The sequence below is a fragment of the Vibrio sp. 1180_3 genome, assembly GCF_029478545.1.
Taxonomy (GTDB): Bacteria; Pseudomonadota; Gammaproteobacteria; order Enterobacterales; family Vibrionaceae; genus Vibrio; species Vibrio aestuarianus.
Map to the genome: position 1 here is coordinate 1 of NZ_SJFM01000027.1, position 25,874 is coordinate 25,874.

A 25,874-nucleotide genomic window follows, 5' to 3' on the forward strand; every position below is an offset into this window, starting at 1 on the left:
GACTTCAAGGCGGCAATAGACCAATTTTTTTCTGTGACTCTTCCAGAGATCGCAGGCTCTTTGACATCTCGAATTAATGATCATTTTCAGGTTCTCAAGCCTGCATCTTCAAGTTGATTCGGTATAGTACTAGCAGAGAAAGCGCTACATTTACAGTGAAGATAAATAAAGCGGAAGCACCTTATTCTCTAAAGCTAGATAAGCAATCTGTAGTGTTTGAGGAAGAAAAGCGTCTTCAGCCAAGCTTCAATGGTAGTCCTGAATCTGTAAGCTATTCTATCGCTGATGGTCAAGATGTATTGAGTATAGACCCGTCTACTCATTTTCCTCAAATTAATAATACAGGAACTATTGATGTTACGGTAACTGTTCCAGAAAATGATAGATATAAAAAATACCAAGGCGTTATCTCATATAATGTAATCAAAGCTCCACACCCTGGATTGAGAAATGATTTTATTAAGTCAGAATATCATGAAGATTTGTCTTTACCTTTTCATCTTGTTGGCCAAAAAGGTAATTTATCTATTATATCGAGTGAGCTATCAGGAATAACTTTACGTGATGAACAATTTAAAATACCTAGTGTTGGTTATTATGTTTTAAGTATATCTGATGATGGTGGACGTAACTACCAACCTGCTGCTAATAATGCAACCGTAATAGTTGATATAAGCCAAGGTGTTCAACCACAGCTAGAAGAGTTAAAACCGATTACTGTGGTATATGATAATGACTTACTAATTGATTTATCTAAGTACTATAGAACTACTACTAACAGTGATCTGGAAATCATTAACATAAGTAATAAAGAAGTAGTAACTACAGTAGATGCAAGTATTCTGAAAGTTATTAATTCTGGTACCACAATGGTTACAGTCAGAAAACCTGAAAGCTCTAATTTTAAAGCATCAAATATACGTGACATTGTGATTACCGTTCAACCAGTTAAATCATCATTAACGTTAAGCCCTCAATCGGTTGTTTCAGCATCTTTGGACCAGAAAAGTCTTCCTGCCCCAGTCATTATCGGAGCAAATGGGCAACTCTCTTATTCGTTAAATTCTAATTCAGCGATAGATGTTATTAAGGTAAATAAAGATGGGAGTATGGATATATTAAATGCAGGTGTTGCTATAGTTAGAGTCATCGATTCAGGTCGTGGTGGTTTCTCCGAAAGTGAAATGACATTTAATGTCATGGTTGCTCAAGCGGATAATCCAATCAAATTTAGTTATCCATCGATTGAATATCAAGATAATTTGACATTGTCTCCTAATATTTCTCAGCCGATTGGTTCTAACGAGATAATTACAACTAATTATAAATTGCTTAGCTCAAATAATAACAATGTAGAGGTTAACAAAAGCACTGGTGAACTTACTGTTAAGGGGGCGGGAGATTACAATATAGAAGTAACTTCAAGTTCCAGAAATTATAAGGAGTCAACCCAAATAATCAACGGCAGTGTAAAGAAAGCGACCCATCCAGGTATTGTTATTGACAACATCAGTGTTGATTTTTCTCCGTTTAAAAAAATAAAACCAGTTGTGTCTTCAGCACAATATGGAAAGAGAATCTATATGATAAGTACTGAATCGCCTAGTATATCAGTAGATGTAAATAGTGGTGAAATATCACTTAATGATTATGATTCAGGCGCGGGACATTTCAATATATTTGTTTATGAAGAGGAAAGTGATAACTATTTCGCATCAGAGAAAAAGCATTTCATAGTTCAGGTTAACTCTCCACAAGAAACAGATGCCAATCAAGTATTTTCTCCTTATTACACCATAAATCAAAATATCCTTACACTTAAGAGCGATTTAGGTATTAAGAACAAACTAGGTGTGGGTACGACCTATAATTTAGAAGGTAGTCGATTTAGTGTATTAGGGCATCAAGCATTAGAGAGAAATCAACTCGTTAAGGTTTCAATGGAATCGAAAATAACGGGAGAGCAAGGAGCTGCAATTTTTAGGCTCGTGCGAAGTGATAGCTGTATATCTGAAGATAAGATTATCAATTGGAATGAAATCAGCTCCTGTGAAGGTGAAGGGCTTTCTTACAATGTTACTTTAACACTTATCGATGCTTCTGATAATATCAAAGCTGGTGGGGTCTGGCTCTCTACTGGACCTATTATTATAGCCCGTTATGGAGACAGGAAGTTTTATAGTGGTCCCGATGGTGGTGGTTATAGTAATACCGGAGTTTTTGGTAAAGGCTACTCTGAACCGAGTAATCTTTATTGGTGGGAGTTGGTTAACATTACTTTAGATGGCGGGGATTGGATAACATCACTTTAGAGTCCTATTTTTCAAATGGTGACCGATAACCGGTCACCATCTTTATTACGGAAGATCAACTTACTTTAGTATGAAACTGTTCACACGCAAGCATCGTATTTTCTATCAGACTTGCCACCGTCATTGGGCCAACGCCACCAGGGACTGGTGTGATAAAGCTTGCTTTCGCCCTAGCGACATCGTACTCCACATCACCCACTAGTTTGCCTGATTCCAAGCGGTTAATGCCAACATCGACCACAATCGCACCGTCTTTCACCCAAGCACCTGGAATAAAGTTGGGTTTACCAACAGCAACAACCAAAACATCAGCTTGGCGCACATGGTGCTCTAAGTCTTTAGTGAAGCGATGGCATGTCGTTGTCGTACAGCCCGCAAGCAGTAATTCAAGTGTCATTGGGCGGCCAACAATATTGGAAGCGCCTACAATCACCGCGTGTTTACCGCGTAGTTGAATATTGTAGCGATCGAGCAGTGTGATAATGCCTTTTGGTGTACATGAGCGCAGTTTAGGAATGCGTTGCGCTAAACGGCCTACATTGTATGGATGGAAACCATCCACATCTTTCTCAGGAATGATGCGCTCAAGTACATGAGTTGTGTCAATACCAGCCGGTAGTGGCAGTTGTACTAAGATGCCATCAATTTCTGGATCTTCATTAAGTTGATCGACTAACGTCAGTAACTCTTCTTCACTGGCGGTGGCAGGAAGGTCATAAGACTTCGATACAAAACCAACTTCTTCACACGCTCTACGCTTGCTGCCAACATAAACTTGCGATGCAGGATCTTCACCGACTAATACAACAGCAAGGCCTGGCGCGCGCAACCCTGCTTGAGTACGAGCTTTTACTCGTGCTGCGACTTCTGAGCGGACTGTTTGTGAAATAAGTGTTCCATCAATATTTTGAGCTGTCATGACTTTCCTTACACATTCGTAGCGAAAATTTTTGCGCGCATTGTCGCAGATATTTTGAATAACATCTATAAGCAAACGTTTGCTTTGTTTTGTTTTTCATCAGTATATTGCTGGGCGACTCTTTTTTAGGCATTTGAAACAAAATGTTAGAGAAAGCGATTGATTTACCGAGTTCAACTCGTATAATCCTTTCCCTGTAGCGCGCCCTTAGCTCAGCTGGATAGAGCACGTCCCTTCTAAGGATGTGGTCGTAGGTTCGAATCCTACAGGGCGTGCCATTTCTTCTAGAAGCCTGATAACTTATTTAGTTATCAGGCTTTTTTCGTTTATAGAATTTAATTCGGCTCCGTTTCAAAACGTTGCAACGGAGCTGTATTTTTCGATCGCGTTTGATAACGCTTTGGCTTATGCCTAAGGCTAGCCTCAGAAGGTGGTCTGTTAAAAAAGAAAGCCTCACTAGGAGGCTTTCGTTGATACCAATTTTCGCTGATTACCTATACTTAGGTAGTCCGCCAGTTTGGCTGTATTACCTATTGGTTAGGTACTGATGTAGCTCCACTGGCAGTCTCGATTTTAATACCTCTATCTCTCTCTTGAGTATCGGTTTTTGCTCTTGGTAATATTGAAAAGCTTGTGAAGAACTGCCCCGGTCCATATTTTTGAGGTTATCAATCGTGGTGTTTATATCGTTTATTATATCGGCGTGCTCTTGAGAGATAGTCGGGGTAACCCTTTTTGGGTCCACTACTGTAGCTGCCAATTCAATTTCTAACTCTTCTATCCGTCTCTTGAGCCGACCTGCGTTATTTTGATAGTCTCTACCACCTTGTCCAGAACCACTGACGTTCTCTCTCAAAGTGGCGAGATCGTATTCCAGTACTTGTAATTCCAATATTCTTGGATCTGCCTTGCCACTAGCCTTGTTAGTTTTAGGGGGAGCCTTAGGGGCAGGGGTGATACTACCAGCCGGTTTAGGGCGGCTGGTAGTATCACGCGTCTTTATAGGAAACCCGTCAGGATCATACACTTTAGAGGGGCTGCTTGCCGCACCCGTCTGGGTTCTTGCCACACGCGTCTTTATAGGAAACCCGTCAGTATCATACACTTTAGAGGGGCTGCTTGCCGCACCCGTCTGGGTGCTTGCCGCACCCGTCTGGGTGCTTGCCACACGCGTCTTTATAGGAAACCCGTCAGTATCATACACTTTAGAGGGGCTGCTTGCCGCACCCGTCTGGGTGCTTGCCACACGCGGTATCGTGTACATCGGAGTAGTGGTGTTACTACTAGCCGGTTCAGGGCGGCTGCTTGTCCCACGCGGTATCATCTGCATAGGGGGTTTCTTAACCCCAAAATTATCATAGTTTTTTATCTCTATATTGATATCTTTTTTGAGTTTGTCGACACGAGCTCTTTTGTCTTTATTATTCGTCTTATTATATTTATCCAGTGTTACACTTAGCTTTTGGAGTTTTTTCATTTTTTTGTGTCGTCTTAGCGCCAGAAATATTAACTCTCCGCTTCTATCCGTATGTCTAATGCTAGCGATTGTTTTGTCTATGTTTTGTACATCACTAATCCGACGCTCGCCTTTAGATAGGCTTGCACTGCTGACGCTACAAGTCCCTACGCTGCTACTACTATTATTTATCATATTACATCCTATTGAATTGTTAGAATTAGTCTTCGTTGAATAACGCCATTAGATTATTCCCCGTTTTCAAATTGTTATCACGAGACTAATTCTGAATAGTTAGGAATGCTCGCTTAGTGGTTGAGAGCTAATTTGTTCACTGAGCTTAAATAATAATGCACTGGCTTCCATATGTTGCGGATAGTTACTAAACAATTGGCGCGTTTCTTCGGTCATATCCAATAAATCGCTCGGCAGTTGCCACTGTAAGGCTGTGGTGTACAGCATGGCTTTGAGAGGTTTATAAACTTGTTGTTCATAAGCCTGCATTAATTGCTCTAAAAGACATTCACGCTCCGATTCAGTGCGAAGTGGTGATTTACTTTGATCAAGAAACTGACGGTAGATTTCACTATCAATCAGTATTTTCATCAGAGGAATGTTATCTTTTGCTCGTTCGTTGAGTTCATCTTTTATGATGCTTAGCCAATGTTCTTTGGTTAAATCACTAGCAACAACATCATCAAATTGGTTTCGTATTTTTGTTTCGATAGAAGCTTGTGCCTGCTTAAGAACGGAGCGAACAACTTGGAAAGGTAATTGGAACTCTCTACATAATTCAACGATAAGCGCATGAAAACCACCGCCAGGAAGATGGAGGCTGTGTTTGAAGGTGGCTATTGCATCGGTTTGTTCTGTTGTTAACTCGCACATGTCATCACCTTGTTGTCTGTTAAATATAAAAAATCAGCTCGATAGGTGAGTGACACTACCGAGCAATGATGCATGTTAATCTTTCATCCAGAGTTATGCGATAAAAAGGGTAGCAATCGCGTCTCATGGCTAATATTGATGCCCGTTCACTCTATTAGTAATTTCAGGGCCTCGTTCGAATATTGTTCTTGATATTTGATAGTAAATTTATCTAACGGAAGGGGTTTTGAATAATAGTAACCTTGTAGTAGATCGACGCCTAATGAAGACAATTGTTTTACATGCTCTTTGGTCTCTACACCCTCAGCAACGACTCGATAACCTAAACTTTGTCCCATTAAAATCATTGAAGATACAAATTCCAGGTTGGATTGATCTAATGTCATGTCGAGTATAAAACTGCGGTCTATTTTAACTTCCGACAGTGGCAAGTTTTTTAGCAGTGATAGTGATGAAAAACCGGTCCCAAAATCGTCTAATGAGATAGAAATACCTACACTGCTTAGTTTTTTTAACGAACGTAACGATTGATCATAATCTGTGAATGCGGCGGTTTCTGTAATTTCTAAACAAAATAGCGATGCAGGTAATTGATAGTCATTAATGGTGTTGATGATTAAGTTAGCAAAATCTGGCTGGGTGAGTTGGCGAGCACTGATGTTTATTGATATCTGATTGAGGCCCTGCAACAATTTTGAATGACTTATATCTTCACAAACTTTGGTAAATACTTGTTTGCCTAGTTTTTCAATCAACCCAGATATTTCAGCGACTGGTATAAATTTGCTAGGAGGTATCTGCCCATTGATCGGGCAAAACCAACGGGCTAAAACTTCAGTAGCAACGATTTTGCCACTTTTGTTGCACATTTGAGGTTGGTAGTAAATATCGATTTTATTGTCATCAATTGCTTTCGATAGCCGTTGCTCTAGAGCAATAAATTTACTCGATTCCTTATGCATATCAGGGCTGAATCTGAGGTACTTTCCACCACCTTGTTGTTTCGCACGGTACATGGCAATGTCTGCATTTTTGATCAGTTCCTCGGTAGATGAAGCATCGGAGGGATAAATTGCCATCCCTAAACTTCCTTGGCTACTGACTTTTATTTGATTGTGACGCATCGGTTTTTCAATACTGCGCAGTATTTTTTGTGCAATATCATTGGCTTGTTCTACATTTGCAACAGAGCAAAATAGCAAAAACTCATCTCCTCCAAGCCTTGCTATGGTGTGCTTTGAACCCAGAACTTGGGTTATCTCTCTGGCAACATGACAAAGTAATGCATCGCCGACATGGTGGCCGAATGAATCGTTGACCATTTTAAAACGGTTTAAGTCCATGAGCATTACAGCTTTAAGTTGTGTTGGCTTATTGTCGATGTGAGCGGTAATTTCTTCGATCGCTTTACGTCGATTTGCAACGCCAGTCAATGAGTCAAAATAAGCCATATGATGAATTTTAGCCGCTGACTCTCTTTGCTCTGTTATGTCGGTCATGGACCCAATAAAGCGCACTGCCTTGCCATTTGAGTCGCGTACTGCTGAACCATTCGCCTGTACCCAAATGTAAGTATCATCAAACTTACGCATTCGAAATTGGGTTTTAAAGGGCGTGTTGTTTAGGAAATGTGACTGTATTTGTTTTTCTAACTCTTCCAAATCTTCAGTGTGAATATGTTCAAACAGTTGGTCACAATCAAAATGCTTTGTCTCTAGGTCATCATCCATTCCCAACATTTTGATGAGACGACTATTCCAATGAAGAGTATTGGTTTTTAAGTCCCAATCCCAAATGCCGTCATTGGAACTGTTTGATACGACTTTTAACTGTTGGAGTAGTTGTTGTGCATTTTTTTGGCGCAATTGGCTTGTTTTTAATAATTCATCTCGTTCGATGAACAAGGACAACATATCGAGGTAATTGTTAAACATGGCTTGAGAAGCAACGCAATATTCACCTTGTAATGAATCAACGATGGCCAGTAATCGCCAATGGCTCTTTTGCCCGGTTGAAATCGGGATGATGGTTGCCATGAAATGTTCGTCAGAATTGAGCTGTGGAAAGGCACTCAAACCGTAACTGTCGCTTTCTGCCTTTAACGTTATTTGTGGTTTTATATAACCGCGTTCTGCCCAATCCGTTACTTCGAGTTGTCCTGAGTGATAGGTAGCCATGCAGGCCCAATCAAATCCAGAACCATATAACCCGTGAGTATCGAGTATTGAATTAAAGCCATTTTTAGCTTGTGCATAGAAACTTTCAAATAGTTCTGCTGGAGATAGACCTCGAACATTGGTTAGAGCGTGTCTTATTGATCCTTGCGTTTCATTCGTTCTGTTGTTGGTATTGGTGTTTCCACAGGATTCTCTAACCACCAATTTTTGTGATATGTGATGAATCTCATGTTGAAATGGATCACCAGCAATTCGTTGGAGGGCGCGCTGGAATGCTTGATTAGCCAAAGATTCAAGCTGTTGATCGACAGTGGTTAGCTGAGGATGAGTTTGTTTACCCAAAAAGATGTTATCGACGCCAACGATGGCAACTTGCTCTGGAACTTTCCAGCCTAAATGTTGCAATTGTTCAATCATACCAATCGCATTTTGATCGGTGGCACAGATCACGGCACTACAATCGGACTTTCTCTCAATGAAAGCTAACGCGGCCTCTCTTCCTCCGGATAAAGCACAATTCTCGACGCAAAAAACGTGTTCAGACTGATAGATATGGTGATATTTACTTAACGAATCTTGATAAGCCTTAAAGCGTGAGCGTATATCATTGACCGATAAATCTCCGCAGAAGCCAATTTGGGTATGGCCATTGGTGTAAAGCCAATCATAAAGTGCTTCAATTCCAGCGCGTTGGGTGCTGCAAAATTGTTCGACAGGTAGTGGTGAATAACTCGCTGCTAATGAGATTACTGGAATATTTTTAGCTAATGCTCTTTTTACCAAGCGGTCGGAAGCACAATGAAGAACCACCAGTAATGCATCAAGGTGGTTTAAGCTAACTGCAAGGTCAAAATCTCGTTGCTCGCCAGAGCGAATGATGACTAAATTAGCATTATGCTGCTTGGCGAGTTGACGAAAGGTTGCGCTCAACTCGCCCATATAGAACCCACTTAGCATTGGCATGATCACACCAATTGTTGGACGGCTTGTTTTATTTTTAGGCATATCAATAGTCGTCAGTGTTAATGTTAGTAATTGTTTACAGGGTAAGTTTATTACCCCTAAATCAGTTCGATAAAATGCGTTGAAAGTGGTGAAAACTGAAGTGGTACGTAGGCTGTATCTTCTTTCTCATTCACTATCAATACCAGTGCTTGTTGGGTAAGGTGATCAAACAGTGGATATTCCCCCTCGCTTAATCCCCAATACTTAATCAATGCCATCGGAATACTTAGATGTAATAATTTCGAGTGAGTGTCACTGAAGTTCGCCGCCAGGATCAATTTTTGAGTGGTATTCCCTCGAGCAAAAGCAAATAGGCTGTCTTGCAGAGGAGCAAAGTTGTCAACGTTTTGCGCATACAAATCATGATATTCGCCCATCAACGCTGGGCTCTGTTTGGCTAAATTGAGTAATGTGCAATAAAAATCGCGAAGTTGCTTTTCGCTATCAGTTAACTGGCCACCATCAAATAGGCCGTTGTTCATCCAGCGTTGATGACTTGGCACACCAATGTAGTCGAAGATAGAAGTGCGAGATGGCTGACCAAAGCCTGCATGTTCGGCACCCGCTTCACCCACCTCTTGTCCGAAGTAAATCATGGTTGGCGCGGTGGATAAGCACGTTGAAATCAACATCGCGGGGAGCGCTTTTTCAGCACTTCCTGCAAATTGTGGTGATGCAATACGCTGCTCATCGTGATTATCGAGAAAGTGCAGCATGTGATGTTCAATATCACGCAATTGATATTCAATGCGGCCAATCTCTTTGGTCGAACCATGGCCTTGCATGATGGCTTTTAATGAATCGTAAAGGTCTACTTTATCGTAGAGATAATCCATCTTTCCTAGCTGAATATAATCTCGGTATAACTCCGGTTGGTAAACTTCGGCTAACAAAAAAGCGTGTGGATTTTGTTGTTTAATCGCCGAATTCATATAGCTCCAGAACTCAATAGGCACCATTTCTGCCATGTCGTAGCGAAAGCCATCGACGCCTTTATTGATCCAATACAGCGCGATATCACGAAATTTAACCCATGAATCTGGCACGTTTTTATCTTGCCAGAATAGCGCGTGCTCACGGTGAGACTTAAAACGGTACTCTTCTGGTAGCGTCACAAAATCTTTGCTGCCATCAGGTTTGATACCGTAATTTACTTTGACGGTTTCATACCAGTCATCCGCATTGGGTTTGGCGAGTCGTGAGCCATTGCCTGTCCATTTTGCAGGATATTCATGGTATGGCGTTGCTAAATCAGGGTGCTTTTCGCCACCGAGTGGCAAAAGGGAAGTAGGTATATCAGGCAGTTCAAATGGCTGCTGTGGTATGTAATAGAAGTTGTTGTTTTTTGCATATTCGACACTAGTGTCATCATTGGCTCCGAAATCATTCACGCCAGCAGGGTTATTTAAGCCGTGATACTGTCTTGCAACATGATTAGGGACGATATCGATGATGACTTTCATCCCTGCATTGTGCGTCCGGTGAATTAGCGCTGCAAACTCTTCATTTCGCAGTTCTGGGTTGTCGGCTAAATCTGGATTGACCGAATAGTAGTCTTTGACAGCATAGGGTGAGCCTGCACGGCCTTTGACCACACTTGGGTGATCGTTGTGAATGCCGTATTGAGTATAGTTACGAACCAACGCATGGTGGGGTACACCGGTATACCAAATATGGGTGATGCCCAACTTTTGAATTTCAGCCAGCGCTTGATGAGTAAAATCACTGAATTTACCCAAGCCATTTTGTTCGGCGCTGCCCCACGGAGTATTGACACTTTTTTTATTACCAAATAAGCGCGTGAATACTTGATAGATATTGTATTTATTAGTGGTCATAACGGTTGAACCTAAGCCATCACGTTGATATCAATATTGGATGAGTTTTAGGCTAGTTGAAGCGCAATGAGACAAAATCCTCCTTGATGCATTAATTGGGGGCGTAGATGGCAAGGAGTGAGCGGAAGTGTGATGCGGTTTGAATTATTTGGAACGGTAATTAGCATAGACCCCACTAACTTGTGAGGTCTATGGATAGAGAGTCAACGTTTACGAGCGTTTAGCTTGCTTAGGGCGAGAAGGGGGACGAGACGCATTGGAGCGGTCGTTATCACGCTTTTTCAAGTGGTAATTTAAAATCGAAATAGGTACGTCTTTTTTCGGGGTGAAGCCTTCAATCTCTTTGCGTACCAATAAATGTCCTAAGCGGCTTTCAATCATACATAAGTTTTTAAAGTCATCTCTTGATACCAGTGAGATTGCTTCGCCTGTAGCACCTGCGCGACCAGTACGGCCGATACGGTGAATGTAGTTTTCAGCCGGGTAGGGTAGGTCGTAGTTGATAACACGCTCTAAATTGTCAATATCAATCCCGCGAGCCGCGACGCCAGTGGCAATCAGAAATTGAAGCTTACCGGCTTTGAAATCGGCCAATAACTTTTCTCGAACTTCTTGGCTACGGCCGCTATGAAATGCTTCGGCAGTGATGCCGCGTTTTTCCAATTGACTGGCTAACTTGGCGGCGCCATGTTTGGTTTCAATGAAAATCATCGCCTGCTGCCATTGGTTTTCATTGATCAAATGGCTAAGCAGAGCGGATTTTTGATCTTTATCGACCGTGATGATCCACTGCTCAATTTGATTTGGTGTTTTGTTGTAGCCCGCAACATCAATTTCGATTGGGTTATTAATCGCTGATTTTGCCAGTTCGCGTACTGGGCGAGAGAGTGTTGCAGAAAACAGCAGGTTCTGACGATCAAGCGGTAGGCGATCAACAATTTTATTGATGTCTTCAATGAAGCCCATATCCAACATGCGGTCGGCTTCATCCATGACTAACACTTCCAGCTCGTCAAAATGGACGGCACGTTGTCCATACATATCAAGCAAGCGGCCTGGTGTGGCGATCAAAATATCCACACCTTCAATCAAGCGTTGTTTCTGTTTTTGAGAATCAACACCGCCGTACATTGCAAGCGATGTCAGTGAAAGATATTTCGCATATTGCGTAATGTTTTCTTCTACTTGCAGTGCTAACTCACGAGTTGGAGCAAGAATTAATGCACGTACGCGTTTGGCTCGCTGTGTTTTTCCTTGGCTGAGCATTTGTAGAATAGGCAATACAAAACTGGCCGTTTTACCGGTACCGGTCTGCGCCGCCGCTATCACATTTTTACCCGTTAAAATGGCTGGAATCGCCTTTTCTTGGATGGGAGTGGGGGCGGAATAACCGAGTTCGGTAACGGCTTTTAAGATTGGATCGCTCAATCCAAGATTGGAGAATGGCATGCTGACTCTCAGAATTATGATAATTTGGTAGGATTAGCCCAACAAGGCTCAACCTGTGTCGATAAGAGCACATTCTAGCATGAAGTCAGCAAACGCGAACGAAGATCGCACATTTTAGCGATAGCTATTTTGTTGTTCATGAAAGGCAGTGATACCGCTTGAGTATCACTGCTGCTAGTCGAAGTTATTTAGCTGAACGTTTTTGAGTAAATCCGCCATATAGGTCCAATCGTCGGTGACGTAAGTTAGTGACGGAGCCTTCCATGTTAAGCTGCTTGAGTTTGTCTAAATCAACGTCTGCAAAAATGATCATTTCAGTGTTAGGGCTTGCCTCTGTGATCGTTGCATCGTGTGGAAAATAGATATCAGAAGGGGAGAAAACCGCCGACTGAGCATATTGAATGTCGACATTATCCACCCTTGGAAGGTTTCCAACACTGCCGCCAATAGCAACATAGCATTCGTTTTCGATGGCACGGGCTTGTGAGCATAAGCGTACGCGTTGGTAACCATTTTTGGTATCAGTCCAAAATGGCACGAAGATGATCTGCACATCTTGTTCTGCCATCATTCTGCCAAGTTCTGGAAACTCACTGTCGTAGCAAATCAAAATGCCGACACGTCCTGCATCGGTTTCAAAAACCTTCACCTTATCGCCACCATCAATCACCCAGTCTCTTTTTTCATGTGGAGTGATATGAATTTTATACTGTTCGTCTATCGAGCCATCTCGATGCAACACCAACAATGCGCCCATCATCTTCAATACAAATTTGCCCGTCAGGAAACTGATGTACAAGGTCCATGATGGTCATCCGTGGCCATGATCCGCCAACGTCATGAAAGACCAGATCCATTAACGCCGCCAGTTCAGAATAATCACTCGTCTCTATGACTCTTAAGGTTAAGCGTGGGGTTGATTTTCTCATTGAATAAGTATCCTTTTTTTATTTATCTGGATTGCTCGTTAGAAATCAGCTGACTGATAGCCAGGAAAAAATAGCAACGAGTAATACGACATTTTTACTATCTCTTAACCTTCTAAAGATTACTAGCACGGCTTCGTTAATTTTTTATCGAGGTAAAAACAATATTGTTAACAACTAATGTGGGGAGTTAGATTAGTGTCACAGAGCTTTTCGGATAAAAAATATCCATATCCGATATATTAACCCTACGGTTTTGTAAGGGAATTCATTCATGGAAGATCAACAGTTACCCGTCCAATATACGGTGGTCAGTGCGCTTAAACTAGTAAGAGCAAACTGGCTGACGCTGCTTTTTCTGTCTGCTCCTTTTTGTGTAGTGAATGGCTATTTTGTTTTAGGTTGGGCTGATATTTCACAGCCTCAAGTTATCTTTACACCATTGAATATACTGATTGGTTTACTTTATGTGGCGACAGCAGCAATGGCGGCCGTTCGGATTCACCGTTTGGCACTGTTAGATGAAAAGTCATGCAGTTTGGAGGCTATTTTTCATATCAGTATCCGTGAGTGGCGATTTGTGGGGTGGTGGTGTGTATTGGCGAGTGCGTTGTTTGGTGTGATGTTTATCCCTTTGTTTCTGGTCGGGTCACTTGCAAGTTCCATCGGTGCTGCACAGTGGGTGCTGCAGCTTATGACTTATGGTGTGATACTTCCTATTTGCTGGCTATTAGCACGTTGGTCACTGGTGTTACCTGCAACGGCTTTAGACCATCAACCAAGAGGGTTAACTATTGCGTGGCGCAGGTCGAAGCCACACAGTAAATCGCTGTTTATTTTGATTGGTGTGATCCCGACATTGATCAATATCGTGTTGCAACCATTATTTGCGTCCAATATTTTGATGATGACACTCTTAGCCTCTGCAATTTGGCTGTTTGTTTGTGCAGTTGAAATTTGTATTTTGTCATTGAGTTATCAATGGATCATTCAACGCGAAGCGGCAGAGCAGAAGCTAGAAAACCGCGTGCCAGAATTTAATGCTTAAAGCTTCACTGGTATATACCCAAACCACTTGCAGTTGCAGGTAGGCGGCAAGTGAGTTCATCCCCATTAGCATAGATACACTATGTGATTGGGGTGAGTGAACGTAGCCAACACCGCTGCAAATTCAAGTCGGAAGGGTATAAGGTTTATTTTTATCAGAGACCGTTTATTCACAGGGTGGAGCTAAATGAATAAGTGCCAACCCACCTAATGACGTTTCTCGATATTTTTTGTTCATGTCTTTACCAGTTTGAAACATAGTATCGATGACTTTATCTAAAGATATTAAACATTTACTGGTTCGTTTTAATGCCATTCTAGAGGCGTTTATCGCTTTCATTGCTCCCATGGCATTTCGCTCAATGCATGGCACTTGGACTAAACCACCAATCGGGTCACAGGTCATACCCAGAGAATGTTCCATCGCGATTTCTGCAGCAATGCATATTTGTTCGTTACTGCCGCCTCTCAGTGCGGTTAACCCTGCCGCAGCCATTGAGGAAGACACGCCAATTTCACCTTGACAACCCACTTCAGCGCCAGATATTGATGCATTGGTTTTGTACAAAATTCCAATCGCGCCAGCAACGGCTAGAAAATCTTTCAACTGTTTGGTGTCGAGTGGCTTAATGAAACGATGGTAGTACATTAACACCGCAGGAATAACGCCAGCGGCACCGTTAGTTGGTGATGTGACCACTTGTCCACCCGCTGCATTCTCTTCGCTTACTGCAAAAGCAAATAAATTAATCCAATCCATGATTTCCATTGGGTCATTCTCTATTGCCGCATTTGCTTCCAGCTTTTTTAATAGCGCAGGTGCTCGGCGAGTGACATGCAGCCCTCCTTCTAGTATTCCTTCTGTTTCTAAACCTCGTTGCATACACAGCGACATTACCTTCCAAATTTGGTCAGCTTTTTTATTGATCTCTTCAACGCTTTGAAAGGCAAGTTCATTGCGTAGCACTAAACCACCTAAACTGAGCCCATTTTTTTCAGCTTTGAATAGGAGCTCGTCGGCAGAGGAGAAAGAGAATTCGACGTCTACTGTCGGTTGACTGCTGCCATGTTGCAGCTCTTGCGCTGTGGCAACAAATCCGCCTCCGACTGAATAATAGGTTTCAAAGGCAAGCTGCTGCCCTTGTTTACCAAAGGCCGTAATAGTCATGCCATTTTCGTGCAGTGGCAGGTTGGTCGATTGGAAAATAAGGTCGGTTTGAACGTCAAAAGCGATATTGTGAGAGCCTGCTAAGTTGAGTATTCCCTCTTCGAAAGCAACGGCTAGTGATTGCTTGGCACTGGTTATTTTGATGGTGTCGGGCTTATTGCCCAGTAAACCAAGAACGACCGCTCGGTCGGTATGGTGGCCCTTACCGGTTAACGATAAAGACCCATAAAGATCAACTTGTACTCGCTTTACTTCAGAAAGATCAGCAATAAGGCGTGTGAATTGATAACCGGCGATCATCGGACCGTTGGTGTGTGAACTTGAAGGGCCGACGCCAATTTTAAAAATCTCAAAAATGGATAACATGGCAATACCTACGATAAAGAGAGTGACTGTTAGCAATAGTAGCGTTTTTCGTTAGTGAAAGAGAGAGAAGATTGAATGCTTTGTAACAAAAATTTAATATCTTAACCAGTTGAGTAAATATCAAAAATTCATCATATTGTAATCACGATGTAATAATTAGTGAGGGTAACATGCAGCATCAAGAAATGATCCAACCTGCTTTTCTCGGGGTGATAGGTAAAACCAGTCTTTTTTCGTTCGTTATCGTTATGGGTATATTTGCCTTTATCTAAATAGAGCCAACTAGGGTTGGGTTACACTCATATACCCTAGCAACTTGGTCGGGTATTTGTTAACGTGCGAGTGTCATAGCATTGTAAACAAAGGACTTCGCATGTCGATTTGGGATGAGGTAAAGCTACACAATCGTTACGATCAGTTACCCACCGCTTTTTATTCTAAGGTTGATCCTACGCCATTAAAAAATGTGCGTTGGGTGGCTTGGAATAAACAGCTAGCTTCGTTTTTGTCTTTACCAGAGTCGGCTAACGATGAGTTATTAGTCAGTTTATCGGGTCAAGCACTTCCTTCTCAATTTAAACCGCTTGCCATGAAATATGCTGGCCACCAGTTTGGAGTGTACAACCCTGAACTGGGTGACGGGCGCGGTTTACTGCTTGCTGAAATTGAAAGTCACTCAGGGGAGGTCTTTGATCTCCATCTTAAAGGAGCAGGGTTAACACCTTATTCTCGAATGGGCGATGGCCGAGCAGTGCTGCGTTCAACCATTCGTGAATATTTGTGTAGTGAGGCAATGGCAGGTTTAGGAATTGCCACCACCCGAGCACTAGCTATGATGAGCAGTGATACGACAGTTTATAGAGAACAACAAGAACAAGGTGCTCTGTTGGTGAGAGTGGCACAAAGCCATATCCGCTTTGGTCATTTTGAGCATTTCTTTTATACCAACCAACTTACGCAGCAAAAGTTACTCGCCGATAAAGTGATCGAGTGGCACTACCCAGACTGCCTCGCTGAAGAAAAACCTTATGCCGTTATGTTTAACCGCATTGTGGAGCGCACAGCCAAGATGATTGCCGATTGGCAAGCGGTCGGCTTTGCTCATGGTGTGATGAATACCGACAATATGTCGATTCTTGGTCAAACTTTTGATTATGGCCCTTTTGCATTTTTAGATGATTACGAGCCCAGTTTTATTAGTAACCATTCTGACTATCAGGGGCGTTATGCGTTTGATCAGCAGCCTAGAATTGCCTTGTGGAATTTGTCGGCGTTAGCACATGCGCTTTCTCCATTGGTTGAGCGTGCTGATCTTGAAGCCGCTCTTTCACAGTTTGAAAGACAACTTGGGCGTTATTTTAGCCAGCACATGCGCCATAAACTTGGCTTACTGACACAACAAACCGGCGATTCTGCTTTGTTTGAGCATATGTTCGAGCTGCTAACTAAAAACCATACCGATTACACACGATTTTTTAGGCAATTATCTAACCTAGATACTCAAGGATCTCAAGCGGTTATTGATCTATTCCTTGACAGGGGGGAGGCCAAAATTTGGCTCGATCACTATCTAGAACGTTGTCATTTAGAAACGGATCGGTTTGGAAATTTGACCTCGCTTGAGGCGCGCTGTGAAGCAATGCGAAAAGTGAACCCTAAGTATGTTTTACGTAATTACCTTGCTCAGCAAGCTATCGATAAAGCGCAACAGGGTGATTATCAAGAAGTGCAACGTTTGGCACAACTACTGGCTCACCCTTTTGATGAGCAACCTGAAAACGATCACTATGCGCAACTTCCACCACAATGGGGGAAAAAATTAACGATCAGCTGTTCCTCATAACCATTCCAATTTGTGATCTTCATCCAGTTTGAATTCAAATTTTACATAAATATCAATAATCAAAAAAATGGTCGATCGATACACTGTGGCGATTAGTGGTAAAAAATCAAGTTGTGGTAAAGGCGGGAAAAGGGTATGCAGTCAAGAACGCGCATTGTTGTAGTAGATGATGATAAGGAAATTCGTGAGCTACTCGACGAATATCTGACCAAATCGGGCTATGAAATTATTACGCTCGCTGATGGTGTGGCATTGCTGTCTTATTTAGAGCAAAACACGTACCCAGATCTTATCCTGCTTGATGTGATGATGCCGGGTGACGACGGTTTTACGCTATGTCAAAAAATTCGTCGCAATTCAAATGTGCCAATCATTATGCTAACAGCGGTTTCCGATGAAACCGATCAAATCATTGGTTTGGAGATTGGGGCTGATGATTATGTCGCGAAACCTTTTAGCCCGCGTCAGTTGATGGCTCGTATCAAAGCGCTGCTTCGTCGAGTGCAAGTTTCTGACGATAAGCCTACCGATAGTGCGTCTACCAAGCAGATTACTTTTGGCGATTGGCAACTTGATACCTTGTCGCATCGCATCATGCATCTTGAACGTGATGAAGGACATGATCTTTCAGGCAGCGATTTTGCCTTATTGATGCTCTTTTTAACCCACCCTAATGAAGTGCTGGATCGTGACACTATTTCGTACGCAACGCGTGGGCGCGAAGCTTTGCCTTATGAGCGTGGTATTGACGTTCAACTGAGTCGCTTGCGACAACGACTAGGCGATAGCGCTAAATATCCTCACTATATAAAAACGATGCGTGGTAATGGTTATATTCTCTCGGTTCCGGTCACATATGGTAGTTAAACGATGCCATTGACGCCTTTATTCTCGCGACTTAAACCCAATTCTTTAGTTTCTCGCACACTACTACTGACGCTGTTAGCGGTGGTGATTGCACAAGGGATCGCCACAGCCATTTGGTACAGCCAATCGAAACAGAAAGAACTCGAGGGGATACACTCGGTATCATCTAGTATGGCGGGTATGTTTGCTTCTACAGTGACATTTTTTCAGTCGCTGCCAGTGAAATACCGTCATATTGTACTCGACCAAATCCGTAATATGGGTGGCACGCGATTTTTTGTCTCTTTCAATAAAGAGGCGTTGTTGGTGGAGCCGATTGAAGAGACGCGCTTAAAGCGAGCTTCGGTTGATGCTGTCACTGAGGTTCTCATGCAAAAATTAAACAATGTCGCTAGCATTCAAGTGGAATTTACCAAGCCTGAGCACCTACGTTTATTGAAAAATGACATTTTACTTAGTGATTTACCAAAGTCCTGGGCATACCATACGTTAACACTGGAACCTCTTAATCCACCTATTTTGGTGGTGCAAATTGAGCTTTCAAGCCATGAGTGGATCTACGTTGCCGCCTTGTTGCCCGCACCGTACGTGAAGTTAGACGATACGATTTTGGGCAAGGAGCAAATGTTATTTTTGTTCTTTTCCACCACCATATTGCTGCTACTCACTTACTTATTAATGCGCCGCCAAGTTAGGCCGTTGAAAAACCTCGCTAAGGCCGCTAATGAAATGAGCATGGATATTGCCCAACGTCCTTTACGTGAAGAGGGCGCAACGGAGTTGATCACGGCCACGCAAGCCTTTAATCGAATGCAGCAACGTATTCGCCGTTATATTGCTGATCGGGAGCATCTATTCTCTGCCATTTCTCATGATTTAAAAACGCCCATCACCCGTTTACGGCTAAGAGCTGAATTGCTCGACAGCGATATAAAACGTGAGAAGTTTAACCGTGATCTGGACGAGTTAGAGATGATGGTCAAAGGGGCATTACAGTGCGTACGCGATACCGATTTGCATGAGAATAATGCCAGCATTGATCTCAATGAGATGATTATCACTATCGCTGAGGGCTATAACTTATCTCAATCTGTGGTGCACTTCTCTCCGATTGAGATCGCTCCCGTTATCGCAAAGCCGCTGGCTATCAAGCGCGTGTTAACCAATTTAATTGGTAACGGTGTTAAATATGGTCAGCAGGTGTGGGTTAAGTTGGAAGAAACACCAGAATGGGTGGTAGTGACAATCCAAGACAAAGGCCCGGGTATTCCGGCTGATAAATTGGAGGCGGTATTTGAACCTTATTTTCGCTTGGCCGATGATGATCAAGGACACGGCTTAGGGTTGGGTATCTGCCGCAGTATTTTACATGGACACGGTGGTGATATTATTTTGCGCAACCCAGCGCACGGTGGGTTGGAAGTGCAAGTGTTTATCCCGCCTATGCTTGAAGTGTGATCTAGGATGCCAGACAATTTCTTTTTAGCGCAAAGCAAACGATGGACGTTGATATGAGTACCAACACGAGGTTATCTATCAAAAAAATACTCTTGGTTTTATCGTTGCTGTTCACTGCATCGGTTGATGCCGCTGATGTTGAAGTTCTTCACTGGTGGACTGCTAATGGAGAAGTTGAGTCGATTGATGTACTGAAAGGGATGCTAGAAGAGCAAGGTCACAGTTGGAGGGATTTTGCGGTGGCTGGTGGTGGTGGTGACAGCGCGATGACCGTGCTAAAAACCCGCGCCGTTTCGGGTAACCCACCCTCTGCTGCGCAAATTAAAGGGCGTGATATTCAAGAGTGGGCAGGGCTTGGTTTTCTGACCAATTTGAATGATGTTGCCAAACAAGGCCATTGGGATGATGTTCTTCCGCCCGTGGTATCCGAGATCATGAAATGGCATGGCCAGTATGTTGCTGTCCCAGTGAATATTCATCGTGTAAATTGGCTATGGGTCAACCTTGCACTATTGGATAAATTCGGTCTGAAAGTACCTACTAGCTTGGATGAGTTTTTTGCAGCCGGCGATATACTTAAGGCCGCAGGCTTTATTCCACTTGCTCATGGTGGTCAACCGTGGCAAGACGCAACGTTGTTTGAAGTCATTGCTTTAGACGTATTGGGTCCTAAAGGCTACCAGCAGGCATTTGTTAATCTGGATATGGATGTACTATCGAGTGATAAAATGGTCGAGGTGTTCAGAAAATTCCAAAAAATGCATGATTATATCGACGTTAATGCTCCCGGTAGAGACTGGAACGTAGCAACATCGATGGTGATAGGTGGTCAAGCTGCGATGCAGATCATGGGGGATTGGGCCAAAGGTGAATTTACCGCTGCCGGTAAAGTTGCAGGTAAAGATTACCTTTGTGTTGCTGCGCCCGGTACGGAAGGGCAGTTCATTCATAATATCGATAGTTTTGCCTTTTATGAGTTAAGCGACACCGAAAATAAGCAAGCGCAACAAGCATTGGCAACGACGATTCTTGCTCCTCAGTTCCAAGAGATATTTAATCTCAAAAAAGGCTCCATTCCTGTGCGAGTTGACGTAGACATGTCTAAGTTTGATCTATGCGCTTTAGATTCAATGAATGCCTTTAAAAACACGGCAGCATCCGCTGGGTTAGTACCTAGCATGGCACACGGCATGGCAACGACCAGCTATGTGCAAAGTGCAATGTTTGATGTAGTTACTGACTTCTTTAACGACAGCCATGCTGATCCTAAACAGGCTGCGCGTAAGCTAGCCAAAGCAGTAAAAGCGGCGATGTAACGTTCGAGGTTGATATCCTCATGCTTTACTCGCTTACCATCTTGCTTAGTGTCATTTTCCACCCAAAATGCCGTTTTATGTGTGTCATTTCCCACCCATTGTACCAATAAGTCTTGTAGGACTTTGTCTGTTTACAAACCGCGTAATCGTTGAGAACCTTGTGGTTAAAGGCTTGTTAAATAAATGTACAAAGTTGGCTTGGTAATTGCCTTGTATAGCCTATACAGCACCCATTGATGGGGCTGATATGTTCACTCAAGGAGAATAATAATGTTAAAGCCTCTAACCCTTCTTTCTGCCTCAATTCTTGCCGTAACGAGTTTCAATGCCGCTGCAAACTGTGACCCTGGTGAAATGGTGATTAAATTCAGCCATGTAACCAATACCGATAAACACCCTAAAGGTATCGCAGCTTCATTGCTTGAAGAGCGCGTCAATAAGGAAATGAATGGCAAAGCCTGTATGCAGGTATTTCCAAACTCGACACTCTATGATGATGACAAAGTGTTAGAAGCTTTGCTCAATGGCGATGTTCAGCTTGCTGCACCTTCTCTTTCTAAATTTGAGAAGTTCACCAAAAAGTTCCGCATTTTTGACCTTCCTTTTCTTTTTGATGATGTTGATGCCGTTGACCGTTTCCAAAATTCTGCTGACGGCGAAAAACTGAAAAACTCAATGGCACGTCGTGGGGTGAAAGGCCTAGAGTTTTGGCATAACGGCATGAAACAGATGTCAGCCAATAAGCCATTGTTGGTCCCAGGCGATGCCAAAGGGTTGAAATTCCGTGTTCAAGCCTCCGATGTGCTAGTGGCTCAGTTTGAGCAACTTGGTGCAAACCCGCAAAAAATGTCTTTTGCTGAAGTATATGGTGGCTTACAAACCAAAGTTATCGATGGCCAAGAAAATACTTGGTCTAACACTTATGGGAAGAAATTCTTCGAAGTACAAGATGGTATCACAGAGACGAACCACGGTATTTTGGATTACTTGGTCGTGACCTCAACCAAATGGTGGGACGGTCTACCAACGGATATTCGCGATCAGTTTGCCACCATTCTAAAAGAAGTAACGGAAACGCGTAATTCCGAATCAAATCGGGTTGAGCAACAAAACAGACAGTATGTATTAGAAGCGGGCGGCGTTATTCGCACCTTGACCCCAGAACAGCGTCAAGAGTGGGTTACTGCACTTAAACCCGTATGGAAGAAGTTTGAAAAAGACATCGGTACTGATTTGATTGATGCTGCGTTGGCTTCAAACCAATAACGTACCATTTGCCCCATCAAGAGTGATGGGGCTTTCTCAATACGCTGCACCTAACTCTACCGCTGGTTTGGAAGTTAAGTAGTACAGCGCTTTGTGTCTATTCCGATAATAACTATTAGAGCGATGTATCAAATGGAACACTCTTTTTTCTCTAAAGTCGGCAAATTTACGGATGCCATAGAAGAAATGCTGATTGCATTTTTCCTTGGCAGTATGACCTTACTCACTTTCGTTAACGTCGTGCTGCGTTATGTGTTTAACGAAAATATTTTATGGGCATTGGAACTGACAGTATTCATGTTTGCTTGGATGGTGTTAGTGGGCGCTTCCTACGGTGTGAAAAAGCATTTTCATATTGGTGTTGATGTCATTATTAACATGGTTCCTGCCGGTATGCGTAAAGTGTTTGCTTTGCTTGCTGTTGGCAGTTGTTTAGCCTTCTCTATCTTATTGCTCATTGGTTCGTGGAACTATTGGTATCCCTTTGCGACAGAGCGCGCATGGTATGAAACAGACGATATTCCGATGCCAGAGATGCTGCAATTTCTCGCAGATTTGATGAATGAAGGCGAACGCTATGAAAAGCTACCACGTTTCATTCCTTATATGGCATTGCCGATAGGAATGGCATTGTTAACATTCCGCTTTTTACAAATTGCCTACCAAATTGTAACAGGCAAGCTAGACCGTATGATTGCAGGTCATGAAGCCGAAGAAGATTTAGAAGCGCTGAAAGCCGAAATGGCGCAAGCCGCTGACGATATGGCCGAACCATTCCGTCAACCTACCGCCTCGAACGACAGCAGCAAGGAGCGCTAATTCATGGAAATTTTACTACTGTTTGTGATGGTGATCGGTTTTATGCTGGTGGGTGTACCCATTGCTATTTCACTTGGCTTATCGAGTATTCTTTTTCTTTTGTGGCACTCAGATACGTCGTTAGCATCTGTGGCTCAAACCTTATTTAATGCCTTTGAAGGGCACTACACCTTATTGGCGATTCCATTTTTCATTTTAGCCTCCAGTTTTATGTCTACAGGCGGCGTTGCAAAACGCATTATCCGCTTTGCAATTGCGATGGTAGGTTGGTTCCGCGGTGGTTTGGCGATTGCCTCTGTTGTGGCATGTATGATGTTCGCTGCGTTGTCTGGGTCATCACCTGCTACCGTGGTCGCTATTGGTAGTATTGTTATCGCTGGTATGGTGAAAAATGGGTATACCAAAGAGTTTGCCGCTGGTGTTATTTGTAATGCGGGGACGCTCGGAATTTTGATCCCTCCGTCGATCGTTATGGTTGTTTATGCGGCGGCCACGGACGTATCGGTTGGGCGAATGTTCTTAGGGGGAGTGATCCCTGGGTTGCTTGCCGGGCTGATGTTAATTATTGCCATTTATATCTTTGCCCGTGTGAAAAATTTGCCCAAGCAGCCATTTGTTGGTTGGAAAGAAGCGATGTCGGCTGCTAAAGAAGCTAGCTGGGGGCTGCTACTTGTGGTCATTATTCTTGGTGGTATTTATGGCGGAATATTTACACCTACAGAAGCGGCAGCCGTTGCCGCGGTTTATTCATTTTTGATCGCTAACTTTATTTACAAAGATATGGGCCCATTTGCAGATAAAGAAAACACTAAGCCTGCGGTTGTCAAAGTGGTACAAGCCTTTTTTCATAAAGACACCAAGGCGACCCTGTTTGATGCAGGTAAACTGACCATAATGTTGCTGTTTATCATTGCCAATGCCTTGATATTAAAGCATGTATTAACTGAAGAGCGCATCCCACAAATTATCGCAGAATCGATGTTGTCGGCAGGGCTTGGTCCAATTACCTTCCTCATCGTTGTGAACGTACTGCTGTTGTTAGGTGGTCAGTTTATGGAGCCGTCAGGTTTGCTGATTATCGTCGCTCCACTGGTCTTCCCTATTGCTATTGCGTTGGGAATTGACCCAATTCATCTCGGTATCATTATGGTGGTTAACATGGAAATCGGCATGATAACGCCACCCGTGGGCTTAAACCTATTTGTCACCGCCGGAGTCGCCAAAATGTCGATGATGAGTGTGGTGAAAGCGGCATTACCATGGGTTGCTATTATGTTCTTATTCCTAATTATCGTTACTTATGTGCCATGGGTCTCAACCTGGTTACCGACCACGCTGATGGGGCCGGAAATCATTACCAAATAAAATCCAATGCCCAGCGACGCTGGGCATTTTTATGGTATTAAATCTTATAATTGTCTTTGTCTAACCCGTAGCGCTGCATTTTGTCATATAAGGTTTTACGCGCCACATTCAACGTTTCCATCGTCTCTTTTATACTTCCACCGCATTCAATTAACGCTTGTTCAATTGTCGATTTTTCAAATTCAGCCACTAGGTCTGTCAGGTTACTGGTTGTTTGGATGGTTGGTTGGGTGGTTCCCAATTGAACGAGTTTACCGAGTAGAACAAAACGCTCTGCGGCATTTCTCAGTTCGCGCACATTGCCTGGCCAGTCATGGCTAATCAATGTTTGCATGTCTGATTTTGGTAGTGCGGTGGCGGCCTTACCATAACGCGCAGCAGCCACCAAAAGGAAATGGTGAAATAAGGCTGGAATGTCTTCTTTTCTATCGCGCAGCGGTGGAATATCAAGCGTAACAATATTGAGTCGGTAATAGAGGTCTTGTCGAAAAGTACCTTCTTCAGCAGCCTGTTTTAGGTCGATTTTGGTGGCAGCGATAACGCGAATATCTAAAGGAAGCAGCTCATTGGAACCAACGCGTTCGATGACTCTTTCTTGCAACACACGAAGTAGGCGAATTTGAGCTTGCATCGGCATGGATTCGATTTCGTCTAAAAAAAGTGTTCCACCTTGCGCGTGTTCAAACTTACCAATACGTTTTGTATCTGCGCCAGTAAACGCGCCTTTTTCATGCCCGTATAGCTCACTTTCAATCAAATTTTCAGGTACGGCACCACAATTAATGGCAACAAAATTTTGCTCGCGGCGTGAACTTTGCTCATGCAGGGAACGTGCAACCAATTCCTTACCAGTCCCTGTTTCGCCAAACAGCAAAATGTCTGCATTGGTATCAGCAATGTGCGTAATCGTCTCGCGTAATGACTCAATACTATGAGCAGCACCGATAATGCGAGGCCCCAACGTTTGGCTAGCTTTGAGAGTGCGTTTTAACTGTTGATTTTCAAGTGTTAGCTGGCGCTTTTCTATGGCTCGTTGAACGGTTTCCATTAATCGTTCAGTGGCGAAAGGCTTTTCAATGAAGTCGTAGGCTCCATCGTGCATCGCTTGTACGGCCATCGATATATCGCCGTGGCCAGTGATTAATATCACAGGGATATCAGGGTCTTGATGGCGAATAGAATTGAGTAGGTTTTGCCCCGTGAGACCTGGCAAACAGATATCGGTGACGACCACAAGAGGCAGGCCATCGCTTTTCACGGCAAGCAAGGCTTCTTCGGCGCTAGCAAAGAGGCGAGCACTAATGTCGGCTAATTCAAAACTTTGCTCGATGGCGATACGGATATCATCTTCATCGTCAATAAAAAACACATCACACATATGGTGTCCTT

17 protein-coding genes, 1 tRNA gene and 2 pseudogenes are annotated in these 25,874 nt (G+C 43.1%); 11 read left to right on the forward strand and 9 right to left on the reverse strand.

What is annotated here, in order from left to right; translation table 11 throughout:
* Both EYW48_RS15485 and EYW48_RS15490 read left to right on the forward strand, forming a co-directional pair.
* Positions 1–117 (forward strand): annotated as a pseudogene (locus tag EYW48_RS15485) (IS630 family transposase); the annotation flags it as partial.
* 38 nt (positions 118–155) lie between these two features.
* Positions 156–2,312 carry a hypothetical protein gene (locus EYW48_RS15490; RefSeq protein WP_277432643.1) on the forward strand — a complete coding sequence of 719 codons (2,157 nt, stop codon included), beginning with the start codon at positions 156–158 and terminating at the stop codon, positions 2,310–2,312.
* A gap of 55 nt (positions 2,313–2,367) precedes the next feature.
* Here the strand turns inward: EYW48_RS15490 and folD are convergent, their stop codons facing one another.
* Complete coding sequence (gene folD / locus EYW48_RS15495; RefSeq protein ID WP_171980327.1) at positions 2,368–3,231, reverse strand: bifunctional methylenetetrahydrofolate dehydrogenase/methenyltetrahydrofolate cyclohydrolase FolD; 864 nt, start codon at positions 3,229–3,231, stop codon at positions 2,368–2,370.
* Positions 3,232–3,432: 201 nt separating this feature from the next.
* Between folD and EYW48_RS15500 the strand changes: the two genes are divergently transcribed.
* Positions 3,433–3,509, forward strand: a tRNA-Arg gene (locus EYW48_RS15500).
* 248 nt (positions 3,510–3,757) lie between these two features.
* Here EYW48_RS15500 and EYW48_RS15505 read toward each other — a convergent pair.
* From EYW48_RS15505 to EYW48_RS15530, 6 genes and pseudogenes are all read right to left on the reverse strand, one after another.
* A complete protein-coding gene (locus EYW48_RS15505) occupies positions 3,758–4,882 on the reverse strand; it encodes a hypothetical protein (protein ID WP_277432644.1) in 1,125 nt (374 codons plus the stop codon).
* Positions 4,883–4,981: 99 nt separating this feature from the next.
* Positions 4,982–5,575: a hypothetical protein gene (locus tag EYW48_RS15510; protein WP_171980325.1), complete on the reverse strand. Its 594-nt coding sequence runs from the start codon at positions 5,573–5,575 to the stop codon at positions 4,982–4,984.
* A gap of 146 nt (positions 5,576–5,721) precedes the next feature.
* The gene (locus tag EYW48_RS15515) at positions 5,722–8,757 is read right to left on the reverse strand and encodes an EAL domain-containing protein (protein ID WP_277432645.1); all 3,036 of its coding nucleotides are present in this window, start codon (positions 8,755–8,757) and stop codon (positions 5,722–5,724) included.
* A 56-nt stretch (positions 8,758–8,813) separates the two neighbouring features.
* Positions 8,814–10,595, reverse strand: a complete 1,782-nt coding sequence (locus EYW48_RS15520; RefSeq protein WP_277432646.1) for an alpha-amylase family protein — start codon at positions 10,593–10,595, stop codon at positions 8,814–8,816.
* A gap of 210 nt (positions 10,596–10,805) precedes the next feature.
* Positions 10,806–12,044: a DEAD/DEAH box helicase gene (locus tag EYW48_RS15525; protein WP_053310143.1), complete on the reverse strand. Its 1,239-nt coding sequence runs from the start codon at positions 12,042–12,044 to the stop codon at positions 10,806–10,808.
* A gap of 184 nt (positions 12,045–12,228) precedes the next feature.
* A pseudogene (locus tag EYW48_RS15530) lies at positions 12,229–12,973 on the reverse strand (carbon-nitrogen hydrolase family protein).
* 271 nt (positions 12,974–13,244) lie between these two features.
* Between EYW48_RS15530 and EYW48_RS15535 the strand changes: the two are divergent.
* Complete coding sequence (locus EYW48_RS15535) at positions 13,245–14,018, forward strand: hypothetical protein (RefSeq protein WP_274678381.1); 774 nt, start codon at positions 13,245–13,247, stop codon at positions 14,016–14,018.
* A gap of 165 nt (positions 14,019–14,183) precedes the next feature.
* Here EYW48_RS15535 and EYW48_RS15540 read toward each other — a convergent pair whose 3' ends face one another.
* Positions 14,184–15,551: an L-serine ammonia-lyase gene (locus tag EYW48_RS15540; protein ID WP_172531953.1), complete on the reverse strand. Its 1,368-nt coding sequence runs from the start codon at positions 15,549–15,551 to the stop codon at positions 14,184–14,186.
* 373 nt (positions 15,552–15,924) lie between these two features.
* Between EYW48_RS15540 and EYW48_RS15545 the strand changes: the two genes are divergently transcribed.
* The 7 genes from EYW48_RS15545 (at position 15,925) to EYW48_RS15575 (ending at position 24,485) form a co-directional block, all read left to right on the forward strand.
* Positions 15,925–17,394, forward strand: coding sequence for a protein adenylyltransferase SelO (locus EYW48_RS15545; protein ID WP_277432647.1), 1,470 nt, complete (start codon positions 15,925–15,927; stop codon positions 17,392–17,394).
* A 135-nt stretch (positions 17,395–17,529) separates the two neighbouring features.
* A complete protein-coding gene (locus tag EYW48_RS15550) occupies positions 17,530–18,261 on the forward strand; it encodes a response regulator (protein WP_277432648.1) in 732 nt (243 codons plus the stop codon).
* 3 nt (positions 18,262–18,264) lie between these two features.
* On the forward strand, positions 18,265–19,719 hold the full coding sequence (locus EYW48_RS15555; RefSeq protein WP_053310137.1) for an ATP-binding protein: 1,455 nt from the start codon (positions 18,265–18,267) through the stop codon (positions 19,717–19,719).
* Between the two features lie 53 nt (positions 19,720–19,772).
* The gene (locus tag EYW48_RS15560; protein ID WP_277432649.1) at positions 19,773–21,035 is read left to right on the forward strand and encodes an ABC transporter substrate-binding protein; all 1,263 of its coding nucleotides are present in this window, start codon (positions 19,773–19,775) and stop codon (positions 21,033–21,035) included.
* A 270-nt stretch (positions 21,036–21,305) separates the two neighbouring features.
* Positions 21,306–22,301 carry a TRAP transporter substrate-binding protein gene (locus tag EYW48_RS15565; RefSeq protein WP_053310136.1) on the forward strand — a complete coding sequence of 332 codons (996 nt, stop codon included), beginning with the start codon at positions 21,306–21,308 and terminating at the stop codon, positions 22,299–22,301.
* A 132-nt stretch (positions 22,302–22,433) separates the two neighbouring features.
* Positions 22,434–23,120, forward strand: coding sequence for a TRAP transporter small permease (locus EYW48_RS15570; protein WP_168522730.1), 687 nt, complete (start codon positions 22,434–22,436; stop codon positions 23,118–23,120).
* Positions 23,121–23,123: 3 nt separating this feature from the next.
* Positions 23,124–24,485, forward strand: a complete 1,362-nt coding sequence (locus EYW48_RS15575; RefSeq protein ID WP_053310134.1) for a TRAP transporter large permease — start codon at positions 23,124–23,126, stop codon at positions 24,483–24,485.
* Positions 24,486–24,522: 37 nt separating this feature from the next.
* Here EYW48_RS15575 and EYW48_RS15580 read toward each other — a convergent pair whose 3' ends face one another.
* Positions 24,523–25,863, reverse strand: coding sequence for a sigma-54 dependent transcriptional regulator (locus EYW48_RS15580; RefSeq protein ID WP_053310133.1), 1,341 nt, complete (start codon positions 25,861–25,863; stop codon positions 24,523–24,525).
* Positions 25,864–25,874: the final 11 nt, after the last annotated feature.